Origin of the sequence: Paraburkholderia fungorum (genome assembly GCF_046027215.1) — a bacterium.
Classification (GTDB): Bacteria; Pseudomonadota; Gammaproteobacteria; order Burkholderiales; family Burkholderiaceae; genus Paraburkholderia; species Paraburkholderia fungorum_D.
The window spans coordinates 1267808-1282957 of sequence record NZ_JAQQEN010000001.1 but is presented as its reverse complement, the minus strand read 5'-3'; the positions used below and the strand labels follow the sequence as shown (position 1 = coordinate 1282957).

Genomic DNA, 15150 nt, shown 5'->3' with positions numbered 1-15150 from the left:
CGTTTTTGCACTGCTGCTTCATTTCTGTCTCGCTGCATGAAGAACCGCACCCCGTAAGGTGCGGTTTTTTTATGTGGGCGGCAATCAGAAACTGCACTGCCCGTTCCACCGTCGACTACATCGGAAAACCCAGCGCCTTGATCGAATTGATCCACAGGCGCCGCCAGCCACCGCGATCATCGGCGCCGTCGAATGCATTGAAGGTGATCTTCGCGGCGATCCAGCGCAACGGTTCCGGCGGAATGTAGGACGGCCCCTTGCGCGAGATATCGAGCGACGTAATCACTGTCTTGCGATGCCACAGCATGTCGAGCCCCATCTTCGCGCCGAACCGGCTGCCCGCCACGCCAAAGCCCGTATAACCCGCGACGAACACGCTCTTGCCGCCGTGATAACGGCGTGCGAACACGGCGCCACGCGAGCAGTAATCGATCGGACCGCCCCACGCATGCGTGAAGCGCACATCATCCAGTTGCGGAAAGGTGCGATAAAACGCTTCAGCGAGCCTGTAGTATGTGCTCTCTTCGCGATCCGCCGCCGGGTTCGGATCGCCGCCGAAGTGATAACTCACACGGCCGCCGAAGATGACGCGGTTGTCTTTGGTCAGCCGGAAATAATTGAGCTGCGTACGCGTATCGTAGATGCCCTGGCGATTCTGCCAGCCAACGCGCGCCATCTGCTCCTCCGTGAGCGGCGCGGTCGCGATGATGTGATCGCGCACCTGCATCACGCGGCGCTTGATATCGCTGACGCCCACATCCGCCGTGCCGGTGCCGAGCAACACGCGCGGCGTTTCGATACGGCCTGATTGCGTATGCACCACCATCGTGGCGCCGCGATCTTCGAGACGCGTGATCGGCGAGTGCTCATGCAGCCGTACGCCCAGTTTCAGCGCGACGGCTTTCAGGCCCCATGCGAGCTTCGCCGGGTGAATCGTGCCGCTGCGATTGCGCGACCACATGGCGCCCGCAAACAGCGGCGAATCGAGTTGTTCGCGCGCGCCCTTGCTGTCGAGCAGAACGACATCGTGGCCATGCGCGACATGCAATTCGTAATCGCCTTTCAGATGACCGAGGTGGCCCGGATCGACCGCGACCGTCATCTCGCCGTTCCATTCGACATCGGCTTCGATGCCGTAGCGCGTCAACGATTCCTTGAAGCCGTCGAGATTCTCCTGGCCGAGCTTTTCCAGCACATCGAGGTCTTGCGGAAACACCCGCGTCGCGTTCGGCAGCCCATGCATCACCGAAGTGGAAATGATGCCGCCCGGACGGCCCGACGCACCGTACGCAACCTTACCCGCTTCGACCAGCACGACGTCGAGCGACGGATCGGCTTCTTTCGCCTGAATCGCGGCCCATAAGCCGGTGAAGCCGCCGCCTACCACCACCAGATCCGCCGAAGTCGGACCGATCAGTTCCCGTTCGACAGCCGGTGCACGCGGATTGTCCAGCCAGAACGGAAACAGCTTTACACCTTCAAACGCGCGCTTTACTGACTCGCTCATCTTGTTTGCCTGCTTGACTTGAATATCATTGCTTTTTACTGCCTGAGCCGGCCGCATTGAAGCGCGGTTTTAACCGGCGTCCTGCGTGTCCAGCGCCTCTTCACGTTCGCGTTGCGCGGCGCGCTGGGCTTGCGGCTTCGGGTGCGGGTTCGATCGACTCGTACCCGCTTTAAGCTTAGCCGCTAGCACCACCGGATGCACGCTCGCATTGCGCTGCGAACCGCCGCGCAGCCAGCGTCGGCCGAGTGGCCCGTATACGCCGTCCGGTTCCGGGAAGCACTGCAGCAACGCGATGTACAGCGTGCAGGCCAGCGTCAGCGAAACCGGCATGCTGATGTCGAGCCCGCCGGCAATCTGACCGAGCGGACCGACGAACTGATCCGGCAGATTGACGAAACACAGGCCGATCACCGCACTCGGAATCCACGCGCCCATCGCGCGCCAGTTCCAGCCGTGCGTGAACCAGTAGTGGCCGCCGCGGCCCCCGCGATTGAACACCTGCAAGTCGTCGGACAGATAGAAACCGCGCCGCGTCACGAACCCGATGATCATGATCATCATCCACGGGCAACTGCAGGTGTTGATCAGCACCGAGAAGGTCGACACGCTTTCGACCAGGTTGAACGCGAAACGTCCGAGGAAGATGAAGCCGATGGCGAGGCTGCCGATCAGCAGCGTAGCGCGCACCCGGTTCAGCAGCTTCGGGAACATGCTCGACATATCGAGCCCGGTGCCGTACAGCGCGGTGGTGCCGGTCGACATGCCGCCGATGATCGCGATCAGGCACACGGGCAGAAAGAACCAGTTCGGCGAGATCGCCAGCAAACCGCCCACGTAATTATTCGATGCGATGAAATCCGGCGCTTTGCTGGCGATGATCGTCGCGGTGGCGAGACCGAAGAAAAACGGCACGAAGGTGGCGAGTTGCGCGAGCATGACCGCGAGGATCGTGCGCTTCTTCGGCGTGTCCTGCGGAATATAGCGGGCCCAGTCGCCGAGCGTCGACGCAAACGAGACCGGATTGCTCATCGCAACCAGCACGGCGCTCACGAAGGCCGGCCAGAAACCGATCGAACCGAGTGCGACCTTGCCGGCATAGGCGCTATCGAACGGACCGGCGAAGGCGAAGATCCCCACCACGAACAGCAGGCTCGCCGCCCAGACCGCGATCTTGTTGACCCACAGCATGAAGCGGAAACCGTAGATGCAAACGGTCAGCACCAGCACCGCGAAGAGGCCATACGCGCAGCTCAGCGTCATCCAGTTGACCGGCAAGCCGAGCATGTGATTCGCGCCGCCCACCAGCGCATCGCCCGAACTCCACACTGCCAGCGAGAAAAAAGCCACCGAAGTGAGCAACGCGAGGAACGACCCGACAATCCGGCCGTGAATGCCGAAATGCGCGCCGGACGAAACCGGATCGCTGGTGCCGTTACGCGGGCCGAACAGGCTCATTGGCGCGAGAATGCACGAACCGATCAGCACGCCGAGCACGATCGAGTAGACGCCCGCCTTGAACGACAGGCCGAGCAGCACCGGAAAGCTGCCGAGCACCGAGGTCGAAAAAGTATTACAGCCGCCGAACAGCAGACGGAACAGGTCGATCGGCCGCGCATAACGCGAGCGATCCGGAATGCGTTCGAAACCGAACGTTTCGACTTGAGTAATGCTGTTGCTGCTCATTGTCTCCAACTCCTGTAACGGCCAGGTCGATCACGATGGCTCGCCACGGGAATGCGGCGTCCACTTTTTTCAGATGTCTGGACGCCACTGTAAAGACAATCGGCGCGGGCAAAAATATCGCCCGCCCAACCTTTACTTCGATCGCCGGCGATGTAACCTGAAAACCCCGCCCATAAAGACTCTCCGGGCACCAAGGAAGGCCGCACCGAGACTCGTACCGGGCTTCTTGGGCCGCAAACGTCGAAGCGAATCGTGAGAAATGGCGGCTCAGGTTGCGCGCCGCCGCTTCGCCGCGGCAAGGGTCGGCAGCGGCACGGGGACCGCGCCGGACATGCCATGCTCGATCAGAAAGTCGCGAAACAGACTAGCGACATGCGGCAAGCGTTTATCCGACACGTGCATCACGTACCAGTCGCGCTCGATCGGATTGGCCGGCAACGGCAGCAGCGCAAGCAGTCCGGCCTGAAACTCCAGCGAGCACGCATGCAGCGACAGGAACGCGACGCCGAGACCCGCCTCGACCAACTGCTTGATCGCCTCATTGCTCGATAACTCGGAGCCGATATGCAGTTTGAGGCCCGCCAGCCGGAACAGATTTTCGACCGTCGAGCGCGTGCCCGAACCCCGCTCCCGCACGAACAGATTGGCGGTTTGCAGATCGTCGAGCGAGAGGCGCTTCTTCTTCATCAGCGCATGGGCAGGCGACGCGACGAAGGCCATCGGGTGCTTCGCAAACGCGGTGGCCACCGTGCGCAATTCACGCGGCGCGCTGCCCATCACGGCCAGATCGATCTCATGCGTGGCCAGCATGCGAATGATGTCGGCGCGATTGCCGACCTTGAACTGCACCTTCACCTGCGGGCGCAACTCGGTGAAACGCACCAGAAACGGCGGAATCAGATACTCGGCCGTGGTGATCGCGCCGATTCGCAGCGTGCCGCCCTGCTCGCCCTGTAGCGCGGCGAGATCGTCGGCTGCGCCGTTCCATAAATCGAGAATCTCCAGTGCGTAGCGCGCAAGGATTTCACCGGCGGCAGTCAACTGCACGCCGCGTCCCACCCGCTGCAGCAGCGGCGCGCCCGCGGCGTCTTCGAGCAGACGCACCTGTAGTGACACAGCCGGTTGCGTGAGCCGCAATTCTTCGGCCGCGCGCGACACGCTGCCGAGCTTCGCGACGGTATGCAAGGCCTTCAATTGACGGAAGGTGGCAGCTTTTAACATAAGTGAAAACCTATATGTTCTTTATAAACATTAAATTGTGCTGCGGTTTTCACCAATTCTATACTGGCCCTGACAGATGAGGCCGGCGAATGTTCGGTATGACCCGAGCGCGCCAACGGCGCCCGGGCAAGGACAACTTCAGGAGGAAAGGGATCATGGCCGCACTCGATCAGCAGGCATCGACCACGCAGCATGGACAAGCCGCGCTAAAAGGCGCGCCGCATCGGATCGTGATTGTGGGTGGCGGCGTGGGCGGCCTCGGGCTCGCGACACGTCTGTCCGACACACTCGGACGCAACGGTTCCGCGCGGATCGTGCTGGTCGACCGTTGGCCGACGCACTTCTGGAAGCCTTTGCTGCACGAAGCCGCGTCCGGCCAACTCGATCCGGCCACGCATCAGCTGCAGTACGCAGTGCAGGCCCAACGGCATGGCTTCGAATTTGAACAGGGCGAGCTCGGGGCACTCGATCGTGCGCAAAAGCACATCACCGTGAAGGCACTGCACGACGCCGACGGCCGCGAAATCCTGCCCGCACGGCAACTCGCGTTCGACACCCTGGTGCTGGCGATGGGCAGCGTCACCCAGTATTTCGGGGTGCCCGGCGCCGCCGAATATGCGTTACCGCTCGAATCGGTGGCGCATGCGGAAGCATTCCGCCGCAAGCTGCTCGACGCCTGTCTGCGTGCGAGCCACGCGCGCCGCGCGCAACCCTTGCAGGCCCATGCGCCGGTGTCGATCAACATCATCGGCGCGGGCGCTACCGGCGTCGAACTCGCAGCGGCACTGCGCGACACCGTACGCCTGCTGAACCGCTACAGCCCGTTTTCGCTCGACCCGGTACGTGACTTCCGGATCCGCCTGATCGAAAGCAGCGAACGTGTGCTGCCGGCGCTGACCGAAACCATTTCGGCACGCGCGCAACGCATGCTTGTCAAGCTCGGCGTCGAAGTATTGAACGCCACGCGCGTCACCGAAGTACGCGCCGACGCAGTGCTGACCAGCGACGGCGCGCCGCTTGCCAGCGACCTCGCGATCTGGACTGCGGGAATCTCCGGGCCACCGGTCATGCGCGCGCTGGACGGCCTTGCGGTGAATCGAAACGCACAGCTACTGGTGAGCCGCTCGCTGCAAAGCACGAACGACACGAACGTCTTCGGACTCGGCGACTGCGCGGCCTGTCCCGCGGCAAACGCGGGCGCCTTTCTGGCGCCGCGCGCGCAGGTCGCGCATCAGCAGGCACTGTTTCTGGCGCGTGCGTTGCAGTGCCGGCTGGCCGGCAAGACCCTGCCGGAGTTTGTGTATCGCGACGCCGGCACGCTGGTCGGCTTCGGCCGCGAGGGCACGATCGGCAATCTGAGCAGCAGCTTGCTGATGCGGCCGGTGTTTGTAGACGGCTGGCTCGCGACTGTGGTCTATAAGCTCATTTATCGCCGCCACGTGATGACGCTGACGGGCTTCGGGCGCATGACATTCGATACGGCGAGCCACTGGTTGCGCAGGCGCGTGCAACCGGTGATCCGGCTGCATTGAGGCCATTCGCACCACGCATACCATGCACGCGCCGGGCCGGCATCGCGCCCCCGCGCGTGCGTGACATTCCGCTCTACTCCTTCCCAAAAGCCTCCGCAGGCGAATACCCGGCCCCAGGCAGCGGACACGGTTGCGGATATTGGCTATCCGGCACGTCCATGCAGCCCATGGCGCGCGCAGCGGCCAGCTCGCGTTTCACCTGATCGCGGGTCTTTGCCTGCGATGCCTGCGCTCGATAAGATTCATACGGCACCGGTTCGGCACGGGAAACGCTATTCACCGCTACCGCTGCGCTCACGCCGACGCAAGTCAGTGCGAAGGCACCCAACCATTTCGCATTCCGCATTATCTATCCTCCCGTTAACTGAGCCGCCATGCTAAGGGCGGCCCGGTGCACCAACGTGAGCGACACGTGAAAAAGCCGTCATCCGCACGGCAACCCTCATCCGTTACCCACGCCGCTGAATGACGAAATTGTCATCCAGGTCTCATGCAGATATCGGCGATGCGTTTTTAAGATGGACGGCCACCACTTGTGGGCACTATCTACCTGTGGCGGTCCGTCGCACGGGGCATCGTGCTGGTCACGCGACACATCGCCAGCGCGCGTCACAACCCAAGGAGTGTTTATGCCGCGCCATGAAACCATCTCCACTGCGTTCGCCGCGCTGGTCATCGCCATCGCGTCGCTCGCCTTCTGGCTGAAACAGATCGACGGCTTCCTGCCGTCCGACCCGTCGCCCCGCGCGTCCGCTGTCGCGCCTGGCCACGCGTCCTGCGTGACAGCGCACACCATACGCTGACCATGCGTCATACGGAGAAGCATCATGCGGATTCTGATAGTCGAAGACGAAGCGAAAACCGGCAAGTACCTTTGCAAAGGCCTGACAGAAGCAGGTTTTATCGTCGATTGGGTCGCGGATGGCATGACCGGCCAACATCTCGCGCTGACCGAGGACTACGACCTGATCATCCTGGACGTGATGCTGCCAGGCCTGGACGGCTGGACCCTGCTGAGCCAGCTACGCCGCACCCACTCCACCCCCGTATTGCTGCTCACCGCGCGCGACGACGTCGGCGACAAAGTGCGCGGACTTGAAATGGGCGGCGACGACTATCTGGGCAAGCCGTTCGACTTCGCCGAACTGGTGGCGCGAGTCCGGTCGATCCTGCGGCGGGGTCAGGGACGCGAGGCGGCCCTCCTGCAAGTGTCGAACCTGACGCTTGACCTGACGCGCCGCAAGGCAACGCGTCAGGCCGACACGATCCTGCTGACCTCCAAGGAATTCGCATTGCTATGGCTATTGATGCGACGGCGCGGCGAAATCCTGTCGCGCTCGACCATCGCCTCACAGGTGTGGGACATGAACTTCGACAGCGACACCAATGTCGTCGACGCCGCTATCCGGCGCGTACGCGCGAAGGTCGACGACAACTACGAACCGAAGCTGATTCACACGGTACGAGGTATGGGCTACGTACTCGAAGACCGTGGAACGGCCCCGCAATGAGGTCGCCCTTCTACCTGCCGCCCGCCCTGCGCGCGGCGCTCGCGCCTCTGGTGCCGCGCACGCTGCGGCTTCGGCTGACCATCCTGTTCACCATCTCGACCTCCCTGCTGCTGGTATTCAGCGGCGTGATGCTCTATCACGGCCTGAAAACCCGTGTCGAGACGACCCTGGCGCGCGAAATGACCGCCACCCTCAGCGCACTGCAGTTGCGTCTGCAAACAATGCCGGACGTCGAGGCGGTGAGAGCCGACCGCGAGACCTGGTACAACGAGTTGCACGGCCGCCGCAATCTCGACGTCGCACTATTCGACGAGCGCGGCACCCCACTCACGCGTACCAATGGCTATTGGCCCAACGCGGAAGCGCTCACAGTACGCGCGGGACTGGCCCCCGTGATCGTGACGGTAGCGGACACGCCGATGCGCTTTCTGGTGGCGACCGCGCCGCTCGCCGGCCAGTCCGGTGCACGGGTGCGTGTCGTGGTGCAGTACGACGCCACTGACGAGCTCTCACTCCTGCACGCGTATGCGCTAAACGTGTTGTTCGTCAGTGTGATCGGCACGCTGATGAACACCTTGCTGGCATGGTCGATTACGCGTTTCGGACTGAGACCGCTCAGCCGCCTTGCCGCGGGCGCCGAGCAGATTTCCAGCCACCGTCTTGCCCAGCCGCTACCCGTGCATGAGATGCCCGGCGAGTTGAAGGACCTGAGCCGCGCTTTCAACCGGATGCTCGGGCGCCTGCACGAATCATTCACCCGTTTGACGCAGTTCTCTTCCGACCTCGCGCACGACATGCGCACACCGCTGACCAACCTGCTCGCCGAGGCGCAGGTCGCACTCTCCCAGCCGCGCACTGCCGATGAGTACCGCGCCGTGATCGAATCGAGCGTGGACGAATTCCAGCGCCTCGCGCGTTTGATCGACAGCATGCTGTTTCTCGCGCGCACCGACCTCGCCAAGCGACGCCTTTCGATGCAGCAGGTCGACGCGCGGCGCGAGGCCCAGCGCATTGCCGGCTACTACGAAATCATGGCTGCCGACGCCGGTGTCGAAATTCACGTGACAGGCGAAGCACGTTTTGTAGGCGACGTGCTGCTGATACAGCGCGCGCTGACCAATCTGGTTTCGAATTCGCTAAGCCACGCGCCGCGCGGCAGCATCATCGAATTGCATTGCGCCGAAATCAATCGTTGCGTCGATCTGTCGGTATCGGACACCGGCGCAGGCATCCCGCAACAGCACGTCGCGCGTATCTTCGACCGTTTCTACCGCGTTGATCCAGCCCGGCACAACTCGGCGTGCGGCACCGGGCTCGGGCTCGCCATCGTCAAGTCGATCATGGACGCGCATCACGGTAGCTGTAGCGTCGAGAGCGTGCCGTACGTGCGCACGACCTTCAGCATGCGTTTCCCGAAGCGCCCGCCCGCAGTGTAGGCACCGGCTACGTCCCACGACGCCGCCGCGCACCCGCGGATGTGGACGTACCAAAAAGTGGGATGACGGAATTGTCATCCCGACATCACTGACATCTCACCGTGCTCCCGCAGAATGACGCTACCGGATGGACACTCATTCGGCATGCAAACTATTTTACGGAGCGTACGATGACGAACCACCATGCCCTGTTTACGGCCATTGTTTTCAGCACGCTGTCCGCCTCCGCCATTGCGGAAATCGAGCCGCATAACCCGAACACGGCGGCGTCTTCGGCGTTCGTGCGGGCGGCGCAGCCACAGCCTGTGGGAAAGACTCGTGAGCAGGTTCACGAGGAGCTTCTCGAAGCGCGCAGGCAAGGCCTGATCCCGAACACCGAGGCCGACTATCCGCCGAGCCAGCGGACTATCGACGCCAACAAGACTCGCCACGCCATCGTGGAGCGCTACTGGGCTGACAACAACTAAAGCCGACACGACGACAAGAGGTCTTCTCCCATCCATGCACCATTGCCACCAGGAGCAGCTCGTCATGACGTACCCGAAACGCATGCTCGTCGAGAACCTCGCATGGTCCGACGAAATCAATACCCGCGATCCCGCCTACTTCCGGCGCCTCGCCAGCAACCAGCAACCAGACGTGCTGTGGATCGGCTGCTCCGACAGTCGCGTGCCCGAGGCCATTACGCGCTCGATGCCTGGCGAGATCTTCGTCCACCGCAACATTGCAAACCTTGTCGCGGAGCACGATGAGAGCTTCACGAGTGTGCTCGAATACGCGACGGTCGTGCTGCAGGTACGACACATCATCGTATGCGGCCATCACTGCTGCGGTGGCGTGCAGGCCGCATTGCGGCCGCCCGCGGAGGAACTGCCGATCGTGAATCGCCGCATCGAAGGCATTCGCAAACTTTGCGCGTTGCACGCAGCAGAATTGCGTGCGATCGAAACCTTCGAAAAGCGTGCCGACCGGCTAGCCGAACTCAATGTGCTTGCCCAGGTGAAGGCGTTGCATGCGATGCCGCTGATTCAGCAATTGGAGCGGCCAGTGCAGATTCACGGCTGGATCTTTTCGATGCTCGACGGCCGCCTGAAGGCGCTAACCGACCCGCAGTGGGCACTCGACAGCGCAGACGATGCTCGTCAGGCAGCCAGCTAAATGCCGGCCGACGCGGAGCACCACGCCCCGGCTTGGCGCTCGCGCCGCATCCGCGGCCGACCTTCCGCGCCTTTTGTTTTCCCGCGCGATTCTCCCCTCAAGACAAAACTCACGATGACACGATCCAACCCGACCCCACCTCACCACGACTCGCCCTCCCTTTCCCCCCTGTCGGCGTTGCGTAGCGATCTGCTCGCCGGCATAACCGTGTTCCTGATCGCGCTCCCCCTATGTCTGGGTGTAGCAACGGCTTCGAATGCGCCGCCGTTCGCCGGCATTCTCGCGGGCGTGATCGGCGGACTCGTGGTCGCGCTGCTGAGCGGTTCGAGGCTCAGCGTGAGCGGCCCGGCGGCCGGATTGGTGGTGATCGTCGTGCAGGCGCTGGCCACACTCGGCGGCTTTTCCGCGTTCCTGAGCGCGCTCGTGCTGGCCGGTGCGCTGCAGATCATGTTCGGTTTCCTGCGCGCCGGCGGATTGGCCAGTTATGTGCCGGTGCCGGTCGTCAACGGCATGCTCGCGTCGATCGGCATTTTGCTGATTCTCAACCAGTTGCCGCTTGCGATCGGCAACGTGCCAGGCGAACTATCCGCCGTGCCGATAGCGCTTGCGCTCGGGTCGCTCGCGATCATGTCAGCATGGGACACGCCCGCGTTACGCCGGATCGCCTTTGTACGCGCGATTCCCGCGCCGCTCGCGGTGGTGCTGCTCGGGATCGCCGTGACCGTACTCTTCGACCTGTTCGCGCGAGGCGCCGGCATGCCGTCCGATCAACGTGTTGCCATGCCCGACCTCAGTTCCTGGAGCGCGTTGAGCCACGCGTTCACATTCCCCGATCAGAATCAGTGGTTCAATCCTGCCGTATGGCGCGTGGCCGTGGTGATCGCCATTGTCGGGAGTCTCGAAACCCTGCTGAGCCTCGAAGCGCTCGAACAGATCGATCCCGCGCATCAGAAAGCGCCACCCAATCGCGAACTGAAAGCGCAAGGCGTCGGCAATATACTCGCTGGTCTGATCGGCGCGCTGCCGATTACCGCCGTGGTCGTGCGCAGTGCCGCCAACGTGCACGCGGGCGGGCGCAGCCGTCTCTCGTGCGTGACACATGGCGTCATGCTGGTGGTGGCAACGCTCGCCTTGACCGGGGTGATCAATATGATTCCGCTCGCGAGCCTTGCCGCCATCCTGATTCACACCGGCTTCAAGCTGGCCAAACCGCAGTTGTTCGTGTCGATGGGGAAAGCAGGCATGACGCAATTCGTGCCATTCGTCGGCACTATCGTTGGCGTGCTGTTGACCGATCTGCTGACCGGTATCGCTATCGGCTTCGTGCTGAGCGTGGTGTCCGTGCTCGAACGCAGCATCCGCCGCGTGCTGAGTTTCACGCGGAATGGCGATCATTACCTGCTAACCGTGCGTAAGAGCGCAAATTTCTTCTGCACGCCCCAGCTCAAGCGTTATCTTGGTCAGATTCCAGCGGGCGCGACATTGATTCTCGACGCAACGCACGCCGATCATATCGACCACGACGTACGCAGGGTGATCGACAGTTATACAGTCAGAGCGCTCGCAAGCGGCGTGCAAATCGAGTACAAACACTGGCCGGCGAACTAACGAAGCAACGCGGGCCGCCTTAGGGCTAAGGCCTTAGTCGAGAAACTCCGTCGCCCGCTTGCGCAACACCGTGCCGAAATCGTCGAGCCAGCCGATCGACAGGCGCCAGCTTTGCCAGTACAGGTCGATGTCGAGATGCTTGCCGGGCGCCATGTCCACCAGTTCACCGCTGGCCAGATGCGGCGCGATCATCCGTTCGGGGCACATGCCCCAGCCGAGGCCCGTTACGCAGGCGCGCAAAAAACCCGCTACATGGGGGATCCAGTGCAATGGCGGATCGAGCTCCGCGCGCGTGATGCGGCGCATGAAGCGTTTTTGCAGTTGATCCTTCGGATTGAAATCGACGCAGGGTGCACGACGCAGGGTGTCGCGTGTGAGACCATCGGCAAAATGACGGGCGCGAAATTCGGGCGTGCAGACCGCCAGATAGCGCATCCTGCCAAGACGTGTCGAGCGGCAGCCCTGCACCGGCTCGGCCTGTGTGGTGACCGCACCTTGCACGCTGCCGTCACGAATACGCTGCGCGGTATGGTCCTGGTCGTCGATCACGAGATCGAGCAGCATCTCCCGCTCCACGCAGAATGGCGCGACGGCATCGATAAACCAGGTGCCGACACTGTCGTCATTGACGGCCACACGCAATGCGGGCCAAGGCTCGACCAACGCGCCTGGGAGCGCCGGCAGCCGGCCGGTCAGCTCCGCCTCCAGCAATTGCACACGTTCGGTGTGACGACACAGCAGCGCGCCAGAGGTGGTCGCGACGCAGGGCTGACCGCGTTTGACGAGCACGCTGCCCACCCGCTCCTCCAGCAGCTTGACGCGCTGCGAGACCGCGGACGGCGTCACATTCAGTTCACTGGCGGCGCGGTCGAACGAGCCGTGGCGCACCACTGCCGCCAGTGCATCGAGCAAGGCGTAGTCGAGCATTAGCGTTCCTTAATTGGCATTAAGTAAATTAGCTTCTCTTATGAGAGCCGAAACCGCAGACTAGCCTTGTTCGTTTCTCACGTCTACTGGATTGCTTATGAGCTGGCTGTCTTTTTCCCATGGTGCGGCGCTGTGTGCGTCGCTGATTGTGACGATTGGCGCGCAGAACGCCTTTGTACTGCGTCAGGGGATCATGCGTTCGCACGTCGGCAAGATTGTCGCGTTGTGTGCGCTATCGGATTTCATTCTGATCGGCGCGGGCGTGGGTGGCGCGTCGGTATTGGTCGAACGGTACCCGGTGTTCGTTCATGCGATGTTGTATGTCGGGTTGGCCTATCTGGCCTGGTTCGGGATTAACGCGCTGCGCCGCGCGGTGCGGCCGGCTCACGCGACTCTGGACACCGATGCCGCGGCGGGTGCGAACGTGGCGCCCGTCCAACGCGCGATGCCGATCATTTTGATGACACTGGCTTTTACCTGGCTTAATCCGCACGTGTATCTCGATACCTTTTTGCTGATTGGTACAGCGGGGGCACGGGAACCGGAGGGCGCGCGGGTTGCGTTTGCGCTTGGCGCGATGGCGGTGAGTGGGATCTGGTTCGTCGGACTCGGATATGGGGCGCGGGCGATGGCGCCGCTGTTTCGGCGTGCGACTGCCTGGCGGGTGCTGGATGGGGCTATTGGAAGTATGGTGTTGTTGATTGCTGTCACGCAAATGAGGTAAGGTTTTTGCCTTTGGCGGCGGCATTTCCTGGTTCTGGCTTCTTTGGCCTTTCCCTGTTTGCTTATTGGTCTATTAGCGTTCCCCCTGTGCGGGGGGGCACCTACTTTTCTTTGCCGCCGCAAAGAAAAGTAGGCAAAAGAAAGCGGCTCACACCGCCAACATTTAAGCGGCTCCCCTGGCTTGGAGGGGATCGTGGCCCCGTAGAGAGTGGGCCTGCGCACCTTTCCTCGTGAGTGACCAGGCCGTCATGCTTCCGGCGACGCTGCGCGCGCCGACGCGGTACTTCACAAAACCACCAGTGTTTTTCGGCGCCTCGCCGAGGCGAAGCCGATGACCCCCGCTGCGCGCAAACGAAGCACCTGGTTTCCCTGGCAGACCCATCCGCGACGCACGCAGTGCGGAGTGGGAGCGGATGACGGCTGTGTCACTGGCACTTATGGACCGAGGTGTGATCCGTTAATCGCACCACCAGCCCCTCCAAGCCAGGGGACCCACTTAAAAGTTGGCGGTGTGAGCCGCTTTCTTTTGCCTACTTTTCTTTGCGGCAGGCAAAGAAAAGTAGGTGCCCCCCCCGCACAGGGGGAACACTAATAAACCAATAAGCAAACAAGGAAAGGCCGAAGAAGCAGGCACAAGGAAATGCCGCCGCCAAAGGCAAAAAAAAACCAACCCTTAGGCACACCTATTGCTCAACCCCACTAGCCGGCAAAAAAACCCGTCCAGGCACGCAGTGCCCAAAACGACCAGTAGCCGTCTTTAATCCAGCAATCCATCGGTGGGAGGTCCCATGCTTCGATACGCTGCAATCTTCTTCATCATCGCGATCATCGCCGCGGTATTCGGCTTTGGTGGCATCGCCGCAGGCGCGACGGAAATCGCCAAGGTGTTGTTCTTTATCTTCGTCGTGATCTTCCTGGTGACCTTGCTGATGGGCGTCATGCGGCGCTGACCGTAGCAACCAGCGACCGCAGTCAGCGAGACACCCCAACCCCGGCACGAGCAACAGCTATTGCAATACTTGCCACACGGTATTGCAATAGTTGCGGCACTCGCCGGGGTTTTTTACCGCACAGCACGTCCTCGTCCTCATCGCATTGCGCCGCAACAAGCTTCGAACCCAGGCAACACTCAAGCAACACCCTCATCTCACGCAGCCCGCGCGATGCTCCTTTGCACACCCAATCGATGCGACCAGTTCGCCAGTGTGCGCGTCGCCACAGGCGGCTTGCTCAGAATCGCACTATCGTAACGCTTGTCGTCAAAGCGCAAAAAGTCGACGATCCTAAACCCCTGGCCACGATAAAACGCAATCAGATGCGCAGCCGGCTGTGGCGTATCGAGCGCCAGCTCTGCATAACCGCGCGTGGCAGCCCAATGGTCAGCAAGCGCGATCAACATCGTGCCAATGCCACGCGCCTGCCATACCGGCTCCACGCCGAACTGGCGCAAGCTCGCGACATCGTCGCGCCGGTACAGCTCGCAAGGCGACTCGCGGTCCGGCGCATGGAGCGTCATCGTGCCGACAATCCGCCCTTCGCACACCGCGACGTAGCAGTCACCCGCCGTCGCGCGCGACCGTGTGGCCTCCACCGTCTGGTCCACACACGTGCAATTGAGCCCCATCGCGCCGAGCCGTTTGAAAGCCCGATGCAGCAGCGCCGTCAAAGCGACATACGAATCGCGCGACGGGTCGAAGCGACGCAGTTCGACACGGCCGACGCCATGACAAACGTAGTCGATACGGATGGATTGCTGAGTCGTTGCACATCGCTTCACGTTGAGCACCTCGCGCTATCGGAATAGCCCGAAGTGTAGGTTTCGTGCGTGCTCGGCTCAAGAAAAA

The 15150-nt window shown here is 62.2% G+C and carries 15 protein-coding genes; 9 read left to right on the top strand and 6 right to left on the bottom strand.

Features of this window, described 5'->3' with window-relative positions; genetic code table 11:
• Positions 1-115 precede the first annotated feature (115 nt).
• From PQR27_RS05775 to PQR27_RS05765, 3 genes are all read right to left on the bottom strand, one after another.
• A complete protein-coding gene (locus PQR27_RS05775) occupies positions 116-1507 on the bottom strand; it encodes an NAD(P)/FAD-dependent oxidoreductase (RefSeq protein ID WP_408522758.1) in 1392 nt (463 codons plus the stop codon).
• Positions 1508-1576: 69 nt separating this feature from the next.
• Positions 1577-3190 carry a purine-cytosine permease family protein gene (locus PQR27_RS05770; protein ID WP_408522757.1) on the bottom strand — a complete coding sequence of 538 codons (1614 nt, stop codon included), beginning with the start codon at positions 3188-3190 and terminating at the stop codon, positions 1577-1579.
• A gap of 267 nt (positions 3191-3457) precedes the next feature.
• Positions 3458-4411, bottom strand: coding sequence for a LysR family transcriptional regulator (locus PQR27_RS05765; protein WP_408522756.1), 954 nt, complete (start codon positions 4409-4411; stop codon positions 3458-3460).
• 155 nt (positions 4412-4566) lie between these two features.
• On the opposite strand from PQR27_RS05765, the gene PQR27_RS05760 reads away from it, so the two are divergent.
• On the top strand, positions 4567-5943 hold the full coding sequence (locus PQR27_RS05760; protein ID WP_408522755.1) for an NAD(P)/FAD-dependent oxidoreductase: 1377 nt from the start codon (positions 4567-4569) through the stop codon (positions 5941-5943).
• 73 nt (positions 5944-6016) lie between these two features.
• Here PQR27_RS05760 and PQR27_RS05755 read toward each other — a convergent pair whose 3' ends face one another.
• Complete coding sequence (locus PQR27_RS05755; RefSeq protein WP_408522753.1) at positions 6017-6289, bottom strand: DUF4148 domain-containing protein; 273 nt, start codon at positions 6287-6289, stop codon at positions 6017-6019.
• Positions 6290-6572: 283 nt separating this feature from the next.
• On the opposite strand from PQR27_RS05755, the gene PQR27_RS05750 reads away from it, so the two are divergent.
• The 6 genes from PQR27_RS05750 to PQR27_RS05725 all read left to right on the top strand — a co-directional run bounded on the left by PQR27_RS05750 (position 6573) and on the right by PQR27_RS05725 (position 11656).
• Positions 6573-6746: a hypothetical protein gene (locus PQR27_RS05750; RefSeq protein ID WP_408522752.1), complete on the top strand. Its 174-nt coding sequence runs from the start codon at positions 6573-6575 to the stop codon at positions 6744-6746.
• Positions 6747-6770: 24 nt separating this feature from the next.
• Positions 6771-7454, top strand: coding sequence for a heavy metal response regulator transcription factor IrlR (gene irlR, locus PQR27_RS05745; RefSeq protein ID WP_408522751.1), 684 nt, complete (start codon positions 6771-6773; stop codon positions 7452-7454).
• Positions 7451-8890, top strand: a complete 1440-nt coding sequence (locus PQR27_RS05740) for a heavy metal sensor histidine kinase (protein ID WP_408522750.1) — start codon at positions 7451-7453, stop codon at positions 8888-8890. Before irlR ends, PQR27_RS05740 begins: the two co-directional genes overlap by 4 nt.
• A gap of 170 nt (positions 8891-9060) precedes the next feature.
• Positions 9061-9357, top strand: coding sequence for a DUF4148 domain-containing protein (locus PQR27_RS05735; protein ID WP_408522749.1), 297 nt, complete (start codon positions 9061-9063; stop codon positions 9355-9357).
• 64 nt (positions 9358-9421) lie between these two features.
• The gene (locus tag PQR27_RS05730) at positions 9422-10048 is read left to right on the top strand and encodes a carbonic anhydrase (protein WP_408522748.1); all 627 of its coding nucleotides are present in this window, start codon (positions 9422-9424) and stop codon (positions 10046-10048) included.
• 114 nt (positions 10049-10162) lie between these two features.
• Positions 10163-11656, top strand: a complete 1494-nt coding sequence (locus tag PQR27_RS05725) for a SulP family inorganic anion transporter (RefSeq protein ID WP_408522747.1) — start codon at positions 10163-10165, stop codon at positions 11654-11656.
• Between the two features lie 33 nt (positions 11657-11689).
• Here PQR27_RS05725 and PQR27_RS05720 read toward each other — a convergent pair whose 3' ends face one another.
• Positions 11690-12583, bottom strand: coding sequence for a LysR family transcriptional regulator ArgP (locus tag PQR27_RS05720; protein ID WP_408522746.1), 894 nt, complete (start codon positions 12581-12583; stop codon positions 11690-11692).
• Positions 12584-12680: 97 nt separating this feature from the next.
• On the opposite strand from PQR27_RS05720, the gene PQR27_RS05715 reads away from it, so the two are divergent.
• Positions 12681-13307 (top strand): LysE/ArgO family amino acid transporter, encoded by a 627-nt coding sequence (locus PQR27_RS05715; protein WP_408522745.1) that lies wholly within the window; start codon positions 12681-12683, stop codon positions 13305-13307.
• Positions 13308-14094: 787 nt separating this feature from the next.
• Positions 14095-14256, top strand: coding sequence for a DUF1328 domain-containing protein (locus tag PQR27_RS05710; RefSeq protein WP_007182451.1), 162 nt, complete (start codon positions 14095-14097; stop codon positions 14254-14256).
• Positions 14257-14453: 197 nt separating this feature from the next.
• On the opposite strand, the gene PQR27_RS05705 is transcribed toward PQR27_RS05710, so the two are convergent.
• Complete coding sequence (locus tag PQR27_RS05705) at positions 14454-15083, bottom strand: GNAT family N-acetyltransferase (protein WP_408522744.1); 630 nt, start codon at positions 15081-15083, stop codon at positions 14454-14456.
• Positions 15084-15150: the final 67 nt, after the last annotated feature.

Coding starts and splice junctions, on each gene's coding strand:
- PQR27_RS05770 (WP_408522757.1), bottom strand. CDS start 3,190: ATGAGCAGCAACAGCATTACTCAAGTCGAAACGTTCGGTTTCGAACGC.
- PQR27_RS05730 (WP_408522748.1), top strand. CDS start 9,422: ATGACGTACCCGAAACGCATGCTCGTCGAGAACCTCGCATGGTCCGAC.
- PQR27_RS05755 (WP_408522753.1), bottom strand. CDS start 6,289: ATGCGGAATGCGAAATGGTTGGGTGCCTTCGCACTGACTTGCGTCGGC.
- PQR27_RS05710 (WP_007182451.1), top strand. CDS start 14,095: ATGCTTCGATACGCTGCAATCTTCTTCATCATCGCGATCATCGCCGCG.
- PQR27_RS05720 (WP_408522746.1), bottom strand. CDS start 12,583: ATGCTCGACTACGCCTTGCTCGATGCACTGGCGGCAGTGGTGCGCCAC.
- PQR27_RS05740 (WP_408522750.1), top strand. CDS start 7,451: ATGAGGTCGCCCTTCTACCTGCCGCCCGCCCTGCGCGCGGCGCTCGCG.
- PQR27_RS05765 (WP_408522756.1), bottom strand. CDS start 4,411: ATGTTAAAAGCTGCCACCTTCCGTCAATTGAAGGCCTTGCATACCGTC.
- PQR27_RS05750 (WP_408522752.1), top strand. CDS start 6,573: ATGCCGCGCCATGAAACCATCTCCACTGCGTTCGCCGCGCTGGTCATC.
- PQR27_RS05775 (WP_408522758.1), bottom strand. CDS start 1,507: ATGAGCGAGTCAGTAAAGCGCGCGTTTGAAGGTGTAAAGCTGTTTCCG.
- PQR27_RS05715 (WP_408522745.1), top strand. CDS start 12,681: ATGAGCTGGCTGTCTTTTTCCCATGGTGCGGCGCTGTGTGCGTCGCTG.
- irlR (WP_408522751.1), top strand. CDS start 6,771: ATGCGGATTCTGATAGTCGAAGACGAAGCGAAAACCGGCAAGTACCTT.
- PQR27_RS05735 (WP_408522749.1), top strand. CDS start 9,061: ATGACGAACCACCATGCCCTGTTTACGGCCATTGTTTTCAGCACGCTG.
- PQR27_RS05725 (WP_408522747.1), top strand. CDS start 10,163: ATGACACGATCCAACCCGACCCCACCTCACCACGACTCGCCCTCCCTT.
- PQR27_RS05760 (WP_408522755.1), top strand. CDS start 4,567: ATGGCCGCACTCGATCAGCAGGCATCGACCACGCAGCATGGACAAGCC.